This window comes from Butyrivibrio sp. Su6 (genome assembly GCF_900108105.1).
In the GTDB taxonomy this organism is placed as follows: domain Bacteria; phylum Bacillota; class Clostridia; order Lachnospirales; family Lachnospiraceae; genus Butyrivibrio.
In genome coordinates, this window is record NZ_FNUR01000014.1 from 14,160 (window position 1) to 33,288 (window position 19,129).

Genomic DNA, 19,129 nt, shown 5'->3' on the forward strand with positions numbered 1-19,129 from the left:
GTTCATTGTAGATTAAAAAAGCTCCATGGTATAAAATATCATGGAGCTTTTTCTTTTTCTAAAAAGCCTGATTTAAATAAGTTTATATACGGAGAGTATATGAGGATTGAAATATCTGTACGCGGACTTGTTGAATTTATACTTCGAAGCGGCGACATAGACAACAGAATACATCAGGCTCCTGCAGATGCAATGCAGGAAGGTGGCCGAATACACAGAATGATACAAAAGAGCATGGGACCTGATTATCATGCGGAAGTTCCACTTGAGTATGTACATAGTGCAAATGGCTATGAACTTGTAATATCCGGAAGAGCTGATGGTATTTTAGATAAGTTTTTTGGAAAACCCGGAGCATATGATGCTCAGGAGTCTTTTATTGAGAAAAATTCTGCTTTGCCACTGATAGATGAGATCAAGGGCACCTACAGGGACCTGAATCACTTAAAGGAACCTGTTTTGGTCCATCTTGCCCAGGCTAAATGCTATGCTGCCATATATTCAAGGCAGATAAAATGCCCTGAGATAAAGGTCAGAATGAGTTATTGCAACATAGACTCGGAGGAAATGAAGTATTTTGACTATAAGTTTTCTTATAAAGAGATAACCGGGTGGTTTGACGATATTATAAGCAGCTACTTGAAGTGGTCTGATTTTGAATACAACTGGAGTATAGAAAGAACTGCTTCTCTTAAGAAGGTTGCGTTCCCTTTTCCTTACAGAGACGGGCAAAAAGACCTGGCAGCAGGCGTATACAGAACTATCATACATGGGAAAAAGCTGTTTTTGGAAGCTCCAACCGGCACGGGAAAGACTATAACCACTGTATTTCCTGCGATCAAGGCCATGGGCGAGGGCAAGACCAGCAAGATCTTTTACCTGACAGCCAAGTCTATAACAAGGACGGTTCCGGAAGAGGCCTTTAATACCCTGAGAAAAACTCAGAATATGAGCCTTAAGACGGTTACTATAACTGCCAGGGATAAGATATGTTTTTTGGAGGATGCCGAGAGAAACTGCAATCCGGTTATATGCCCCTATGCAAAAGGACATTATGACAGAATAAATGATGCCATATTTGACTGCCTGACCCACGAGGATTCTTTTGACAGGGAAGTAATCATAGAATATGCCAGAAAGCACGAAGTCTGCCCCTTTGAGATGTCTCTTGATATGAGCCTTTGGGCCGATGCTGTAATTTGCGATTACAACTATGTTTTTGATCCCTTTGTATATCTTAGAAGATTCTTTGCTGATGGGGCAAAGGGGGATTACATCTTTCTTGTGGATGAGACACATAACCTTCTTGACAGAGGAAGGGATATGTACAGTGCGGTTCTTAGAAAAGAGAATTTTCTTGAGCTTAAGAACACCATAAAAGAGTATCATCCAAGCATTGCAGGACATTTGGATAAATGTAACAAGGTAATGTTGGAGATGAAAAGAGAATGCGACGGATGTACTAAGCTTACATCGATAGAAAAATTGATCAATCCACTAAACAGGCTGGCAGGGATAATATCCGAGTATTTGGAAAATCATTCTGAAGGCCCATGCAGAGATGATATACTGGAGTTTTATTTTGATATATCGAGATTTTTGACAATTTATGACAGAGTGGATGACCACTATGTGATGTACAGCGAGTTTTCTGAAGATGGAAGCTTCTTAGTAAGGCTCTACTGTGCAGATCCGTCAAGGAACCTTTCGGAGTGCATGGAGCGAGGCAGATCATCAATACTCTTTTCTGCTACGCTTTTGCCTATTCAGTATTATAAAAAGCTCCTCGGCGGAACTGATGAAGATTTTGAGATGTATGCCAAATCTGTTTTTGATCCTGACAGACTTGGACTTTTTATTGGAAGTGATGTTACCAGCAGGTACTCCCAAAGGAGCGAGGCGCAGTACATGAATATTGCAGGTTATATCCACAATATTGTAAGTGCCAGAAGTGGAAATTACCTTATTTTCTTCCCGTCACATCAGTTTTTGGATGAGGTTCTTGCATGCTTCGAGGATAATTTTTTTGATGAGGAGACAACAGAGCTTCTTGTTCAGCAGAGCTTTATGAGTGAGGATGCAAGGGAAATGTTTCTCGACAGATTTTCTGCCGGAAATAATTTGGACCTTTCGAAAGTTATCCACATGGATATTGATGTTGTTGAGGATAAAAATATCCTTGGATTTTGTGTTATGGGAGGAATCTTCAGTGAGGGCATTGACCTTAAGTATGACAGCCTTATCGGGGTAATAGTAGTTGGAACAGGTATACCTCTTGTGTGCAACGAAAGAGAGATATTAAGAGGATACTTTGATGAAAAAGGACTTGATGGTTTTGACTATGCCTATAGATTTCCCGGCATGAATAAGGTCCTTCAGGCTTCTGGACGAGTTATCAGAACTGAAGAAGATATGGGCGTTGCGGCGCTTTTGGATGACAGGTTTATGCAGGGAAGCTACAGAGCTCTTTTCCCACGAGAGTGGAAAGATTATAAGACTGTAACGACCAGTACGGTCAAAAACGCTGTATCGCAGTTCTGGACTGGGATTTGCCGCGATTGAGCTATTGGTTTTGGAAGGAAATCATAGAAAGAAAACAACAGGGTTAACATAATAATAAAATCTGCAAAAATATGTAAACCAAACAAATGTTTAAATTGTATCAATTGGATGTTCAATTTGACGTTTTTATAGAAAAATGATACAGAGTTTACCGATAAGTGACGTGTGCGTCATGTGGATAACTCTGTGGAAACTGGGGATTAGTCGAAATATAGTATTAAAGATACCGCTAAAATAGGCGCTTTAAATAGTGTGTAAAAATATAACACTATGGTGTGTAAAAACGAGCATGTGACTAATGCGGTCAACGACTATATGTAAACCATATATTGTAGTTGACACGTATGTCATGTTGCTAGCGCCCTTACGATGTTGTATACTGACTCTAGTTTTTTTATGGCTCTTATGCTAATTTGAGGTACCACGATGAATATTAAAAACTTTGATTCAGAAATACAGGCCTTATATGATGAAGTGCTTACTACCAGAACAACTATGTCCAGTAGTTATATCAATGCCTGTAACAGATTTATCAGAAGAGCCAAAGAGGCGGATGACCAGAATCTTTTGGGATGTGCCTATTACTACCTTGCAGATGCGTATTATCTTTTGACTACAGATTATAGGAAATTCAATTTGAATCTGTTGAAGGCAATTGAGATACTTCAGTCCTGTGGAGAAAACGAGTTATTGGCAAGGTGCTTTAATCTATTGGGTATCGATGCACTAAATCATGGCAATCACGAACTTGCTCTGGATTTCTTTTTATCAGGAAAAAGAAATTGTGAAGGGCTCGACAGCAGTGTTCCCGGATTCATAGATTTTAATATAGGTCAGATTTATTATGTGGCTGGGGATCCCAAACAGGCTTTGACTTATATCCGTTCAGCCTACAAACAGATCAGAAAGAATAAAAAAGACAGTTTATACTATAGAAATATACTGTTTTGTTATTGCTTTGAGGCAGACTGTTATATGGAACTGGACAAGCCGGATTCAGTAAGAAAGTGCCTTCTGGGGATTGATAAGCTCGAAGCGGAGGATAAAGCCGGCAGAGAATTTGCAAATGGTATTACCGCTGCAGACATAAGGACAAGGGGCTATCATTACATAGGGGATATGGTTAAGTTCCAGAGATATGCTTCAAGGCTTCTTACTCTTATTCAGAACGACAAGCATCCCCTTGATAATATGGAAGACATATTTATTATGTGTCGTTTCTTTATTAAGATTGGTTGGATTGACGAAGCCGTCCGTATAGTTGATAATACTGAAAGGTCTCTTGCGGATTTTAATATAGCACATCTGAAAAAAGATTTTGCCAAGCTAAAATGTGAGCTATATGTATGTCTTGGTGATAAAAAGAAAAAGAACGAAGCACTGAATGAATTCTTCCAGGCTTCTAATGATGAAGAAAAAGAAAGACTTGCCAATTATAAGTTTTTCACAGACATCAGGAACAGGCTTTATTCTATTGAGAAGGAAAATGTCATTTTGCAGAAGCAGGCTTCTACCGATCCTCTGACAGGGCTTGGTAACAGATATGGCCTGAATAAGTTTGCAGATGCAGCATTTGAGAAGGCATTTGACCTTAAGAGATCACTGGCAGTAGAGATTCTTGACATAGATAATTTCAAGCAGTATAACGATACCTATGGCCATCAGGCAGGTGATGAGTGTCTCACTCAGGTTGCCTCTATAATAAATGAAATGGCCAGAGAAAATGAACTCATTCACGCCTTTAGATATGGCGGCGATGAATTTGTTATTATATATGAAAGCATGACTGATAAAGAAGTCATGGAATATGCTACAATGCTTAGACAGGCTGTGATAGATCTTGATCTTTCCAGCAAATACTCCGATAAGGGAATCGTGACGATTTCCCAGGGAATCAGAAATTCTGTTCCTCAGGAGACTACTAAACTCTGGGACTATATGTATGCTGCGGACAATGCTCTCTATCAGGTAAAAGAGCATACCAAAGGCGAGATAATAATGCTTCATAAGGCAGTAATCTCACAGAAGTCACTGGATGATGCAACACACCTTTAAGTAAATTAGAGAACTTTTTATAAGGAGATAATTATGAAAAAAGAACTTGCTAAGACCTATGATCCAAAGGGCATCGAAGCTCGTCTTTATTCAAAGTGGGAAGAGAAAAAGTATTTCCACGCAGAAGTAGATGAGACCAAAAAACCTTTTACTATTGTAATCCCACCGCCAAATATTACCGGTAAGCTTCACATGGGACATGCTCTTGATAACACAATGCAGGATATACTCATCAGATACAAGAGGATGCAGGGATATAATGCACTTTGGCAGCCTGGAACAGACCATGCTTCAATTGCTACAGAGGTTAAGATCATCGATACTCTCAAAAAAGAAGGAATCGATAAAAGAGACCTTGGAAGAGAGAAATTCCTTGAGAGAGCATGGGAGTGGAAAAAAGAATACGGCGGAACAATCATTCAGCAGCTTAAAAAGCTGGGATCTTCCTGTGATTGGGACAGAGAGCGCTTTACAATGGATGAAGGCTGCAATGAAGCTGTTACAGAGGTCTTTTGCAAGATGCACGAGAAAGGCTATATCTATAAGGGTAGCCGTATCGTTAACTGGTGTCCTGTTTGTAAGACTTCTATTTCTGATGCAGAGGTTGAGTACGAGGAGCAGGCAGGTCACTTATGGCACATTAAATATCCTGTGATCGATGAGAATGGCAAGGTTTCAGATACAGAGTTTATCGAGTTTGCTACAACACGTCCTGAGACTATGCTTGGTGATACAGCAGTTGCTGTAAATCCTGATGATGACAGATACAAGAGCTTCAAGGGCAAGAAAGTTCTTTTACCTATAGTAAACAGAGAGCTTCCTATTGTTGAGGACTCTTATGTTGATATGGAATTTGGTACTGGTGTTGTTAAGATCACCCCTGGCCATGACCCTAACGACTTCGAAGTTGGAAAGCGTCACGGTCTTGAGGAGATAAACATCCTCAATGATGATGCAACTATCAATTCAAACGGTGGCAAGTTTGCAGGCATGGACAGATATGCTGCAAGAGAAGCTATTGTAAAAGAACTTGATGAGATGGGACTTCTTGTTAAGATCGAGGACTATTCTCACAATGTTGGAACTCACGATCGTTGCCATACAACTGTTGAGCCTATGATCAAGGCACAGTGGTTTGTAAAGATGGATGAGCTCATCAAACCTGCAGTTAAGGCTGTAAAGGATGGAGAGATCAAGCTCATTCCTTCAAGAATGGATAAGACATATTTCAACTGGACAGATAATATCCGTGACTGGTGTATTTCAAGACAGCTTTGGTGGGGACACAGAATTCCTGCTTACTACTGTGATGATTGCGGTGAAGTAGTTGTTGCCAAGCAGGCACCTACTGTATGTCCTAAGTGCGGAAAGACTCACTTTACTCAGGATCCAGATACACTTGATACATGGTTCTCTTCAGCTCTTTGGCCTTTTGAGACACTTGGATGGCCTCATGAGACTAAGGAACTTAAGTACTTCTTCCCTACAGATGTGCTTGTAACAGGTTATGACATTATCTTCTTCTGGGTAATCAGAATGATCTTCTCAAGCTACGAGCAGATGGGAACATATCCTTTCAAGACAGTTCTTTTCCACGGACTTGTAAGGGATTCTCAGGGAAGAAAGATGAGTAAGTCACTTGGAAATGGTATCGATCCTTTGGATATCATTGAGAATTACGGTGCTGATGCGCTGAGACTTACACTTATCACAGGTAATGCACCTGGTAATGACATGCGTTTCTACAATGAGAGAGTAGAAAACAGCCGTAACTTTGCAAACAAGGTTTGGAATGCTTCCAGATTTATCATGATGAACATGGGCGAAGATGCAAAGAGCGCTATCCATCAGCCTGCTCCTGCAGGACTTGAGCCTGTAGATCACTGGATCCTTTCCAAGTTTAATAAGACTGTAAAAGAAGTAACAGATAATATGGATCATTTTGAGCTTGGAATCGCAGTTCAGAAGGTTTATGACTTCATCTGGGATGAGTTCTGCGACTGGTACATTGAGATGGTTAAGCCTCGTCTTTACAACTCAGACAACAAAAAGTCACATGAAGCAGCTCTTTGGACACTTCAGACAGTACTTATCGGAGCCCTTAAGCTCCTTCACCCATATATGCCATTTATCACAGAAGAAATCTTCTGCACTATGCAGGATGAAGAGGAATCAATCATGATCTCTGACTGGCCTGTATATAAGGAAGAGTGGAATTTTGCTGATGACGAGAAGGCTATCGAGACAATCAAGGAAGCTGTTCGTGGTATCCGTAACGTAAGAACTCAGATGAACGTTGCTCCATCCCGCAAGGCTAAAGTATTTGTTGTAAGTGAGAACAGTGAAATCCTCGATATCTTTACAACAGGTAAGCTCTTCTTTGAGTCACTTGCATATGCTTCAGAATCAGTATGCCAGAAAGACAAGACAGGCATTGCTGATGATGCTGTATCAGTAGTACTTGCTGATGCAACTGTATATATTCCTTTCTCAGATCTTGTAGATATTTCAGCTGAGATTGAAAGACTTACAAAGGAACAGAAAAAGCTTGAGGGAGAACTTAAGAGATCTCAGAATATGCTCAGCAATGAGAAGTTCCTTTCAAAGGCTCCTGCAGAGAAGATTGCTGAAGAAAAAGAAAAACAGCAGAAATATCAGCAGACTTACGACCAGATCACAGAGCGTCTTAAGCAGCTTAGCAAGTAATTTAAGACATCTGTTTGTGCAGCTTGGATAAGTTATGACAAAAGAGATAAATGATAGCATAAATCGAATATTGGAATCTGCATCAAGTGGAATAGGAGTTTCGGTTAGGGAATGTGAAGAGTTCCTTAACCGGATTCCGGGTTTTACTGATAAACATACGATTGAAGATACTAAGGAGTTTCTGGAATTTCTGGGGAATCCTGATGAGAACATGAAAATCATCCATGTTGCCGGGACTAACGGAAAAGGCTCGGTGTGCAGTTACCTTACATCTATACTGATGAGAGCTGGATACAAGGTGGGGACGTTTGTTTCGCCTCACCTTGTTAAAGTTAATGAGCGATTTTTGGTTGATGGCAGGATGATCTCAGATTCTTTGTTTACAGAAATATTTGTGGAAACACTTCAAAGAGTCATGGAATATGGCAAGGATGGCTATTTTCCAACCTATTTTGAGTATTTGTTCTTTATGGCCATGCTCCTTTATGATGTATATCCTGTGGATTACCTCATACTTGAAACGGGACTTGGTGGAAGACTTGATGCTACTAATTCAGTAGGAAGACCTGAGATAAACATTATCACTGAAATAGGTTTTGACCATATGCAGTATCTTGGCAATACCATTGAAGAAATAGCAGGGGAAAAGGCCGGCATAATAAGACCCGGAGTTCCTACAGTCTTTTTTGACAAACAGCAAGAGAGCACGGAAGTAATAAAGAAAAAGGCTCTGGAATTGGATTCCAGGGCAGTTATAATCCAGGAAAAAGACATTGAGGATGTAAGAGGAATATGCGATGAAAACGGAAACAAATTCATTGCTTTTTCGTATAATTCCCTTTATGATAAATATGTTGACTTGAAACTGTCGACCCAGGCCAGGTATCAGGCGGAGAACGCTGCTATAGCAGTGACAGCCGCAGAAATACTTAAGGATAATGGCGCTGCTATATCCAGGCAGGATATTCAGGAAGGGCTTATTACAGCCAAATGGGAAGGCAGAATGGAAGAGATCCGTCCCGGGATTTATGTGGATGGAGCTCATAATATTGACGGAATAGAGGCATTTCTTGATTCTGTAAAAGGAATAGATGCAGATGGCAGGAAAATATTGCTTTTTGGTGTGGTATCTGACAAACAGTATCTGAATATTGTTGATAAGATACTCCTAAGTGGTCAGTTTGACGCCATATATGTTGCAACTCTTGAGACTTCCAGATCAGTTTCTGTTTCAGAACTTAAGGGAGCCTTCGAACATGGTAAGGAAGAGTTTGGTATATTTGGCCTGCCGATAAAGTACTATTCAAATGTCAGAGATGCGGTGACTGATATAATTACTATCAGAAAGTCAGGAGACATAGTTTTTGCCGCAGGATCTTTGTATCTTACGGGCGAGATAAAAACTATGATGTGAAATGACTCATATCTATAATACGAGGATAATTATGCTGAATTTTGAAGAAGAACTTAAAAAATTCAAACCAAGCCTTGAAATAGAGGATACAGAAGACATTATCTACAATCAGGATCTTGATGATATGTCAGATGTACTTGTAAAGCTTTTAAAAGAGGCAAGAAGCGAAACTGATAATCAGAGAAGGACAAGATAACAGATGAGGTGCGCTAATTGCAACACTGAATTGAACAATACCGACATTTGTCCGGGATGCGGAAGAAATGTCAGAACATACAAGAAAATGGTCAGCCTTTCTAACAGGCTTTATAACGAGGGACTTGAAAAAGCCAGTGTCAGAGACCTTTCAGGTGCTGTTGCTTCACTTCGCCAGAGCCTTAAGCTGGACAAGAATAACATTGATGCCAGAAACCTTCTTGGACTTATTTACTATGAGACCGGGGAGGTTGTTGCTGCGCTTTCAGAATGGGTAATCAGCAAGAATCTTGAAACAGGTGAGAATACTGCTGATTATTTCATGGATACAGTTAGAAACAGCCCTGCCAAGCTTGATGAGATCAATCAGACAATAAAGAAATTCAATATTGCCCTTAATTATTGCAGGCAGGACAGCCTTGATCTTGCTGTAATACAGCTTAAAAAGGTGCTTTCACTTAACAGCAATTTTGTTAAAGCGCATCTTTTGCTATGTCTTTTGTATCTAAAGAGCGGAAACTGGGACAGAGCCAAGGCAGAGGCGGGTAAAGCCCTTAAGCTTGATACTGGCAATATAATGGCCAAGAGGTACCTTAAGGAAGCTGATGATATGCTTCTTCCCGGTGAGAGCGGTAAGCTTGTCTCTGATATAGCTGCAGATGCTGATGATGTTATCAGGTACAACAGCGGCAATGAGATGATCATTCAGCCGGTTAAAAAGACTGCTATTACTAGAACGGGATCCATATGGGGCATTGTTCTTGGAATTATTTTGGGAATTGCTGCTTCATGCTTTTTGATACTTCCTCAGAGAATTGCAGGGATCAATTCCAATAATCAGGAAAAGATAACTCAGATTAGTGAAGAGTCTGATGCCAAGTCAGCACAGATAAATGATTATGAGCAGCAGATCAAGACTCTTAAGAGTCAGGTAGAGGAACTTGAGGGACAGGTTTCAGGATATGAGGGTGCAACATCCACATCAGCAGCTATGAATTCCCTTATGCAGGCTGCTTCAATATACATCAAGGATCCAAGTGACGTGGATGGAATAGCAAAAGCACTTGCTGACGTTGATCTTACTGTGATAGGTGATGATGTTTCAACTGAATTCACAGCGCTTTATGACAATCTTATGGTGCTTGTAGGTCCACAGCTTGCAACATCATATTACAATACCGGATACAGTGCCTATAAGGAAAGTGATTATGAAATTGCTATCAGCAATCTTTCTAAGGCATATCAGTACGACAATACCAATGTGAATACATTGTATTATCTTGGTAATTCATATTACAACAGTGGTGATATTGCCAAGGCTAAAGAGGTCTATGACGAGGTTATCACAAGGTTCCCTGAGACAAAGAGCGCTCAGGAGGCTAAGACCAAGCTTGCAGAAATAAATAATTCTGATGGTTGATTAAGCAGATTGAGGCGATAGAAATATCGCCTTATTTTGAAGGAACAAAGTGGGGAAATGATAAATTTTTCGGATTTAGGTTTTATATTCAGGTTTTTACCTGTGTTTCTAGTAGCATTTTATCTGACTCCCGTTACATATAGAAGCGTTACGCTGCTTATTGGGAGTTTGACGTTTTATGCGGTGGGAGATTTAAAGGGGCTTGCAGTACTATGCATAGCTGTGATTGTTAACTACTTATTTGGGAGAGCTCATAAGGGGGAGAAGAATAAGTTTCTTCTTGCGTTTATTGTATGTCTTGATGCTTTAATGCTCGTAGAGTTTAAGCTTCTTTCACAATTTGTGGATAATTCTTTTATGCCAATTGGAATCAGTTTTTTTACCTTTAAGATGATTTCATATCAGGCAGATCTCTACATGGGAAAAATTGATGAAGAGCCGCGCTTTGTCGATGCTGCGGCTTATTTTTGCATGTTCCCACAGGTGGTTTCAGGACCTATCATGCGTTTTTCTGACTATCAGAAAAAGATATATTTTCAAGAAAAAGAGGATATTTTCTCGGCGATAGAAGATGGCTTAAGGTTCTTTGTTGTAGGACTTGGAATGAAAGTTCTTTTGGCAGATCATCTGTCTATGCTGTGGAATGATATAGGAACAATAGGTTATGAGAGTATCTCAACTCCTCTTGCGTGGATTGGCGCGGTTACATATACTCTTGAACTTTACTATGATTTCTGGGGCTATTCTCTTATGGCTGCAGGAATTGGGGTAATGCTTGGATTTCCGTTTGTTGTAAACTTTGACCAGCCCTACAGTTCAGCGAGTGTGTCTGAGTTTTACAGAAGATGGCATGCTTCTCTTGGATCCTGGTTTAGGGATTACATCTATATTCCTCTTGGAGGAAGCAGAGTAGGGGATATGAGGATTGTTTTAAACCTCTTTGTGGTTTGGCTTATTACAGGCTTTTGGCATGGAGTTACGCCTAACTTTATTTTGTGGGGACTTATCCTCTTTGGTATTATCGTTTTTGAGCGATTTGTAATGCTGGGGAAAATGCCTGAAATTGCAAGGAAGGTGCTTGGCAGATTCAATGTGCTTGTACTTATTCCGCTGACCTGGGTAATATTTGCAATTTCTGATTTTAAGGGTCTTACAGATTATTTTAAAAGATTGTTTCCTTTCTTTGGACAGGGAATATCTGTGAATGGAAGCGATTATATAAAGAACCTTGGTATTTATGGCGGATTTTTGGCAGTATCAATTGTTCTTTTGCTTCCGGGATTATATAAATTCTTTGAAGTAAAGAGGAAACATCCGGCATTTACTGTATTATTATTTGTACTTTTCTGGGTTTGCGTTTATAGCTTATCCAATGCTGCCGGTAATCCATTTATGTATTTTAGATTTTAGGGAATAAAAATGAAACTAGTAAAGACATGCCCTCTCTTAATTGGGGTAGTGATCACAGCAAGCTTAATATCGATATTGTCTTTTGCACTGAAGGACACTGTATACAGTGAGTACGTAAGTCCTGAAGATATTGATACGCCTATCCTTGCCAGCTTTTTTAAAGCTGCTGCGGATGGAGTTTTTCCGTGGACAAAAACAAATGTGGATTACTCTGATTCTTTGACAGAAAATGTGGAAAACGTCGAAGACGATCAGCTGGCAGAAGGCACACAAAGTCCTGATGATGGCTTACAGGTAAGTGAGGATATATCAGGAAATGGCGTTGGTGCAGAAAGTTTTGATGTATCAGGAAATGATGTTTCCGGCAATGACATTTCAGGCAATTCTGAGGAAGTGTATGAATTTACTCAGGTTGATGATGACTATTTTACGGATGCTCTTTTCATCGGAGACTCCAGAACAGTTGGACTTTCTGAGTATTGTGAAGAATTGGATACCAGGGCCACCTTCTATTCCAAGATCTCATTGACCATATACAATGCCATGAACACTGAGTTCATCAAGACTGAAAGCGGTAAAATCACTGTTGATCAGGCTCTTTCCGAGAATCAGTTTTCCAAGATATATATCATGCTTGGACTTAATGAGATTGGAACAGGAACACCTGAGACTTTTGCCCAGGCCTACAAGGCTGTGGTGGACAGAATTCGTGAACTTCAGCCTGATGCGATCATATATATCCAGGGCATCATGCACGTGACAGAGAAAAAGAGCAGTTCAGATAAGTACTTTAATAACGACAATATAAATACTAGAAATATGGCACTTTCAGAGCTTGCAGATAACAAAACTATCTTTTACATAGACATGAATGAAGCGGTTGATGATGAAAACGGAAACCTTTTAGCAGAGCTTTCTTTTGACGATGTTCATCTTAAGGCTTCTTCATATGAGAGATGGCATCAGTATTTGCTTGCAAATGCTATTGTTAAGGAATAAGGGTAGGTGTTAAAATGGCTAGAGAAATGACTTTTAAAATGGAAAGGCCCGGACTCCTTAAAGAGGGAGATCATGTGACTGTTACGGAAGGCGTCCTTCCAAGTAACTATTACTATACGATTGATCCGTCTCTTGCAATGTCAGGCAATTTCCCCTTTAGAGAGCGAATGCTTGAGAGGGAAGGCGTAGTGACAAAGGTTGAGGAGAATGACAGGGGTTTCTATGTGACTGCCGTTTTTGAGCAGAGCACTTAATGAGGTATTTTCGAATTTAGTGCGAGCCATGGGGAAACACTTGGCGAGGTATTTACGAGCCTAGTGAGAATCCCAAGAGCAGAGCACTTAAGCATTTAAAGAGGAGGACATGAAATGGAATACATCAGTACAGACAAGGCACCAGCAGCTATAGGACCATATTCACAGGCAATCAAGGCAGGGGATTTTCTTTATGCTTCAGGACAGATCCCGATCAACCCTGCAAGTGGGGAAATAGACACAACTACAATTGCTGATCAGGCAGACAGAGTTTGCCGCAATATTGGCGAGATCTTAAAGGCAGCAGGAACTGACTTTGAGCACGTAGTTAAGACAACATGTTTTTTAGCTGAAATGAGCGATTTTGCAGCATTTAATGCTGTTTACGAAAAGTATTTTACAGGAAAGCCTGCAAGAAGTTGCGTGGCAGTTAAACAGTTACCTAGAAATGTCCTTTGCGAAGTTGAGGTAATTGCTTATCTTGGGGAGTAATAAGAGCTTATGAAGCGCGGAATTGTTGCGGGAGCGTTATCTCTGACCATTTTGCTTTCAGGTTGCGGGAGTCTGGCCGGAAGACACAGCATTGACTCCGGTTTTGCTTATATCGAGAGCCACGAGTATACCAGTGCGCTCGAGAGCTTTGAGGAAGCAGAAAAAAATGGCGAGGATGCGTGCCTTATCCATAGAGGTAAGGGAATAGCATATCTATATAGCGGCGAGTATGAGCAGGCAGCTGAGGAGCTGCTTTCTTCGCTTGCATCGGATGAGGGAATAGTTGATGATATGGACTTTGACACCAACTACTACCTTGCTGAGAGCTATATGAAGCTTGGAGAGTACAGTAAGGCAAAAGAGGTCTATGATGCAATAATCGGTCTTCGGAGCGGAGACATCAATGCGTATTATCTAAGAGGAACATGTGAATTGTCCTCAGGTAATCATGACTCCGGATATGCTGATTTTACCAAGGCCATATCTCTTAATCCCAAGGATTATTCTATGATGATCATGATATATAAGTCCCTTGCTGAAAATGGCTATGAAGAGGAAGGCGTTTCCATCATTACCAGAGCTTTGGAAAATGGCAGTGATTACATGACCAACTACGAGAAGGGACAGATTTCTTTTTACCTTGGGAACAATGCTGATGCTCAGAGCTACCTCGAAGCAGCAAGAAGCGAAAGAGACCAGGAAAAAGAGCCGGTAGTTCTTTTGCTGGGACAGACTGGAGAAGTTCAGGGTGATTATAACTATGCTATAAGTGTTTATAAGACTTATCTGTCTGAAAATCCTAACAGTGCAAAGGTCTACAATCAGCTTGGAATGTGCCAGATAAAGCAGGGCGATTATGAAGGTGCTGTTTCTTCTTTTCAGTCAGGAATAGAGATAAACGACAAATCCTTAAATCAGGCGCTTATGCTTAATGAGATAACTGCCTATGAATATATGGGAGAGTTTGGATTGGCATCATCTTTAATGACAACATATCTCCAGGAATATCCACAGGATGAGGCAGCAGTTAGAGAAAACGTATTTTTATCAACAAGATGAATGTTTTTGTTCAAAATGTAATAATGTTTTTTGGTTAGATAGAAAAATCCGCAGTTTGTGCGGATTTTTTGACTATAAAGTAAAATTGAAAAAGGCTTTGGAGGAGTGGGTATGAAAATTACAGTATTTAATGAATGGGATCATGTGCCTAAGGCAGAGTACGAAGGTGAGAAAAATGTAGTACTTGCCTGGGATGGGGAGTATAGAAAGGGAGATGTTATTGAGTTTTCAGGACTTGTTCCCGGAAAGTTCTATGTCGTAAAGGTAGATGCAGCAGTTGGTACTTCTCTGGTGCTTGTGGACCAGGAAACTGTTGATTTTATTGTTCCTTTTTATGAAAAGAAAACAAGCTATAATCCCCTTGCGTTTTTTGGCAACAGACATGTTGTTACAATAAGAGAAGCTGAGGATTATGAAGTTAAAGGCTATAGGAATATTGCTCTTAATCCTTTTGATCAGCATGAAGTGTCAGGTGTTTATCCTCATGCAAGTGCCAATGTTGAAACAAGAGGCGAAGCTGTATTTGCTGCAAGGAATGCGATAGATGGCTGTATAGCTACACTTTCTCATGGTGAGTGGCCTTATGAATCCTGGGGAATAAACAGACAGGATGATGCTGAGTTTACTTTGGATTTTGGAAGAGAAGTTGACTTTGACAAGATAGTTCTCTATACAAGAGCCGATTTCCCACATGATAACTGGTGGGTAGAAGCTACTTTCACTTTTTCTGATGGAAGCAGCGAAGTTGTCAAAATGGATAAAAAGGTCGCAGAACCACATGTTTTCAACATTGAGAAGAAAAACATCAGGTGGATAAAACTTGGAAAACTGATAAAAGCCGATGATCCAAGCCCATTCCCTGCACTTACACAGATAGAAGTGTATGGAACTGAGGCAGGAGTGAATTGAATAAAAGTATCTGAACAGAATAAAGATAAATTCACCCTAAATGAGGAAAGCAGATGAGTAATCGAACTTTAATACAGAATTTTTTTAGTAAAAGTGAAGGATGCAGCATATATACAAAGTATCCTGATATTTCAGACAGGAACAAATGGGAAGGACTTTCTGACTCCCTGAAAAAGAGACTTGTGCAGGCTGGCGAGGAGGCTATGAAAGAACCATGGACACAGCTTCTTATCTCGGATTTTATGGAGTTTAAGAAATCAGGAAACAGAGTAAGGTTTGAGGATAAGTACTTTCCAAGGAGAAGGAAATTAAATAAGCTTGTTCTTGCCGAGTGCGTTGAAAATAAAGGGAGATTTCTAGGGGATATCCTTGATGGGCTATACCTCATCCTGGAGGAAACTACATGGTGCCTGCCACCCCACACGAGCTATGTGCGTGATGGCGTACAGGAGAAAATGCCTGATGTGACAAGGCCTATCATAGATCTTTTTGATGCAGAGTCAGGTGCAGAAGTTGCTTTTGCAGAATATGCTTTAAGACCTGTATTAAATGAGATAAGTCCTTTTATCAGCACTTATGTCAATGAAAGACTTAAGGAGAGAATATTTACCCCATATTTAGAACAGCATTTTTGGTGGATGGGAAATGGCAAGGAATCAATGTGTAACTGGACACCATGGTGTACACAAAACGTTCTGATATGTGCCCTTACTCGTCCTGAAGACTTTTTCACAGAAGAGGAAAGAATGGTATTTATTGAAAAGGCTGCCAAGTCCTGTGATTACTTCCTTGATGAGTACGGCGAAGACGGAGGCTGTGATGAGGGAGCTCAGTATTATTCTCATGCGGCTCTTTGTCTCTTTGGATGTCTTGAGCTTATGAGCGCTGTTCTTGGAAATGGCAAGGATGGCAATAGCTCTTTTGCTGAGGTATTCAAGGAAAAGCTTATTAGAAATGTTGCCAATTACATAGTTAAGATGTACATAGGCAATGGGTATTATGTGAACTTTGCTGATTGCAGCGCTCTTGCTGGTGGAAGAACTGCAAGAGAGTATCTGTTTGGAAAGGCAACAGGAGATAAGGTCCTTTCTACTTTTGCAGCTCTTGATTTTCAAAAAGAATCTGAAGAGGAAAGGCTTGTCAGCAGTGAGATAAATCTCTTTTACCATTTTATCCAGGCTTTTGCTTATGACGAGATGATGGGTGTTACTGGTGAAGCAGGTATACCTGAAGATGCCTTTTTTGAGAGTGTTGGACTGATGGTGGCTCGAGACGGCGTTTATACACTTGCTGCCAAAGCTGGTGACAATGCAGATAGTCATAATCATAATGATGTTGGCTCTTTTACCATATATAAAAATGGAAAGCCTATGCTCATTGACCTTGGAGTTGGAACTTATACACAGAAGACTTTCTCTAATAGAAGATATGAACTGTGGACCATGCAGTCTCAGTTCCACAATCTGCCTACTTTTGTTGATGAAGGATACCTGACTGGAGATAAGAGTGGCACGTTTGAGGGAAAAACTGAAGCATGCGGAAAACAGTATTTGGAAGAACTTGGAAGAGATGCTGCTGCAGATGTGTATAATTCAGCATTTATAATGCAGCACGCAGGTGAACAGTTCGCGGCAGGGGATGTAAACTGTATTTTATGCATGAATTCAGAAGATAATTCTGCTGATGAAGTATGCTCTGGAAAGCATATATCCTCTTTAGCCATGGATATCGCAGGTGCTTACGGTGATGACCGCATCAGAAGCTATAAAAGAATTGTAAGTCTGAATAAAGGTGAGGGTGTTTGTGTTGAGGATACCTATGATGGCGATCTTAATGCAGTTATAAGTCTTATGACTTATGAGAAGCCGGAAATTGAGGTGCTTTCTGAAGATGGAAATTGTGAGGATAGTCCAAGTGATGGCCCCGCATCATGCAAGAAGAAATTTTTGGTGCGCATAGGCAATCTGGGATGCGCAGAGATAAGTGGCGCAGAATCAGCCACTGTTAAAGCATATCCAATAACAGATGAGAGGCTTTCTATCGCCTGGAAGCACGATGTATACAGAGTGCTTTTAGAGATGGGGCCTTCAAATAGGCTTGAAATGAAGTTTAGATGATGAAACAGGGTGCAGTTGCAGATTTTAAAGCAACTGCACCCTGTTTTTGTAAGTGGAATTTCCTGAGATTAACATATTCAGACAACTGCACCCCAGTTTTCTGTTTTTGTTTTCCTGTGATACCGATATTGATTTAACTGCACCCTATTACATATTGGAGACATTGGCTATACAACATGTTTTAAATCAAGTGCACCCTTTTTAGAGGGTGCACTTGAACAAGAAATCTAATCACAGGAAAGAGTTAGTTGAAAAAAAGGGTGCAGTTAAATAAAAATAAGCTGTATAGGAAATGGTTTTAGAAAAAATAGGGTGTAGATAAACTATTTTTACAATAATAGGAAATAAGCTTGACTTTAGAAGTTGAAATGTGTTATTTTCATCAAGTTGTTTATTTATTTAAATCTTGATGCCTAATCTGGCATGAACAACGTTATTCGCAAATCGCGAGACTATTCATATTAACAAACAGAGTGCATGTAATGATAACTGCACGAAAAGTGACAGCAATACTAGGTATATAAGTAGGGACAAAGAAAAGAGAAGGAGAGAAACCGCACAAAATAAAGAAGAAAACAAATAAAGAAAGCAAAATTCTAAGAAAGTAGGAGTGAATGTGGATATTGAAGATGCTATGATGGCAGAAAAAAGAGTGCTGCTTAAAAAATTAAACATTTATCAAGATAAATTTGAAAGGGGAAATTTTCCTGAAGGAAGAATACAGATAAATAAAAATGGCAGGGGTTATAAGTATTATCAGGTAATTCAAAAAGACCGGAAAATCACAAGGAAATACTTAAAGAAGGATAAAATAGAAATCGCAAAAAGTCTTGCCATAAAGAACTTGCTGCAAAAGCAGATAAGTTCGACAAAGATGGAAATAGCAGCCATTGATGCATACATAAAAAGACATCCTAGAGAGACACCAGCGATGACTATTAAAAATCAACCTGCATATAGGAAATTGATAGATATACCATCTTATTTTGGCGCAGAATGCGATGATAATTGGGATAAGGCAGAGTATGAAAAATCAAATAAAAATCCAGAAAAATTGAAAATTGCCACTTTAAAAGGTGACCTGGTAAGGTCCAAAGCAGAGGCAATGATTGCTGATGCACTATTTCGAAATGGAATTCAGTATAGATATGAATGCAGATTAAAAGTTGGTAATGAATATTTTTATCCGGATTTTATTGTGAAGAATAAGAGAACCGGAAAAATATATATTTGGGAGCATTATGGAATGATGGATGATAAAAAATATATAAGCAAATATATATATAAGTCAAAAGCATATGTAGAGAACGGCTACGTGATGTCTTTAAACATGCTTGCTACATTTGAAACAGAAAAGATACCTTTAGATTCAGTAGGCATTGACAGGGTTATAGAAAATTACTTGCTATAACCAAAAGTCATGCATTTAGTGACAAAATCCTGTTTGGCTAAAAAATCGCAAGATTTAATATAAAATATACATTATTTTTTGCTCCAAAAGACGGTACTATATAATTTGGTGAATTGGGTAAGAAAA

14 protein-coding genes are annotated in these 19,129 nt (G+C 39.7%); all 14 read left to right on the forward strand.

Annotated features, from left to right (window positions below):
- Positions 1-99 precede the first annotated feature (99 nt).
- A complete protein-coding gene (locus C4S54_RS13465) occupies positions 100-2,562 on the forward strand; it encodes an ATP-dependent DNA helicase (RefSeq protein WP_103869979.1) in 2,463 nt (820 codons plus the stop codon).
- 426 nt (positions 2,563-2,988) lie between these two features.
- Positions 2,989-4,617 (forward strand): GGDEF domain-containing protein, encoded by a 1,629-nt coding sequence (locus C4S54_RS13470; protein ID WP_103869980.1) that lies wholly within the window; start codon positions 2,989-2,991, stop codon positions 4,615-4,617.
- A gap of 33 nt (positions 4,618-4,650) precedes the next feature.
- Positions 4,651-7,323, forward strand: coding sequence for a valine--tRNA ligase (locus C4S54_RS13475; protein WP_103869981.1), 2,673 nt, complete (start codon positions 4,651-4,653; stop codon positions 7,321-7,323).
- A 34-nt stretch (positions 7,324-7,357) separates the two neighbouring features.
- Positions 7,358-8,737, forward strand: coding sequence for a bifunctional folylpolyglutamate synthase/dihydrofolate synthase (locus C4S54_RS13480; protein WP_103869982.1), 1,380 nt, complete (start codon positions 7,358-7,360; stop codon positions 8,735-8,737).
- 31 nt (positions 8,738-8,768) lie between these two features.
- Positions 8,769-8,933, forward strand: coding sequence for a hypothetical protein (locus C4S54_RS16130; RefSeq protein ID WP_022774293.1), 165 nt, complete (start codon positions 8,769-8,771; stop codon positions 8,931-8,933).
- Positions 8,934-8,936: 3 nt separating this feature from the next.
- A complete protein-coding gene (locus C4S54_RS13485; protein WP_103869983.1) occupies positions 8,937-10,352 on the forward strand; it encodes a tetratricopeptide repeat protein in 1,416 nt (471 codons plus the stop codon).
- A 57-nt stretch (positions 10,353-10,409) separates the two neighbouring features.
- A complete protein-coding gene (locus C4S54_RS13490) occupies positions 10,410-11,762 on the forward strand; it encodes an MBOAT family O-acyltransferase (protein ID WP_103869984.1) in 1,353 nt (450 codons plus the stop codon).
- Between the two features lie 9 nt (positions 11,763-11,771).
- Entirely contained in the window at positions 11,772-12,761 is a 990-nt protein-coding gene (locus C4S54_RS13495; RefSeq protein WP_103869985.1) for a GDSL-type esterase/lipase family protein, read from the forward strand.
- Positions 12,762-12,775: 14 nt separating this feature from the next.
- Positions 12,776-13,015: a hypothetical protein gene (locus C4S54_RS13500; RefSeq protein WP_022774288.1), complete on the forward strand. Its 240-nt coding sequence runs from the start codon at positions 12,776-12,778 to the stop codon at positions 13,013-13,015.
- A 114-nt stretch (positions 13,016-13,129) separates the two neighbouring features.
- Positions 13,130-13,507 carry a RidA family protein gene (locus C4S54_RS13505; protein WP_103869986.1) on the forward strand — a complete coding sequence of 126 codons (378 nt, stop codon included), beginning with the start codon at positions 13,130-13,132 and terminating at the stop codon, positions 13,505-13,507.
- Between the two features lie 9 nt (positions 13,508-13,516).
- Positions 13,517-14,566 carry a tetratricopeptide repeat protein gene (locus C4S54_RS13510; protein ID WP_103869987.1) on the forward strand — a complete coding sequence of 350 codons (1,050 nt, stop codon included), beginning with the start codon at positions 13,517-13,519 and terminating at the stop codon, positions 14,564-14,566.
- A gap of 105 nt (positions 14,567-14,671) precedes the next feature.
- Positions 14,672-15,475, forward strand: a complete 804-nt coding sequence (locus tag C4S54_RS13515) for a DUF7402 domain-containing protein (RefSeq protein WP_103869988.1) — start codon at positions 14,672-14,674, stop codon at positions 15,473-15,475.
- A gap of 53 nt (positions 15,476-15,528) precedes the next feature.
- Complete coding sequence (locus C4S54_RS13520; RefSeq protein ID WP_103869989.1) at positions 15,529-17,592, forward strand: heparinase II/III domain-containing protein; 2,064 nt, start codon at positions 15,529-15,531, stop codon at positions 17,590-17,592.
- Positions 17,593-18,208: 616 nt separating this feature from the next.
- A complete protein-coding gene (locus tag C4S54_RS13525; RefSeq protein ID WP_103869990.1) occupies positions 18,209-19,003 on the forward strand; it encodes a hypothetical protein in 795 nt (264 codons plus the stop codon).
- The last annotated feature ends 126 nt before the right edge of the window (positions 19,004-19,129 follow it).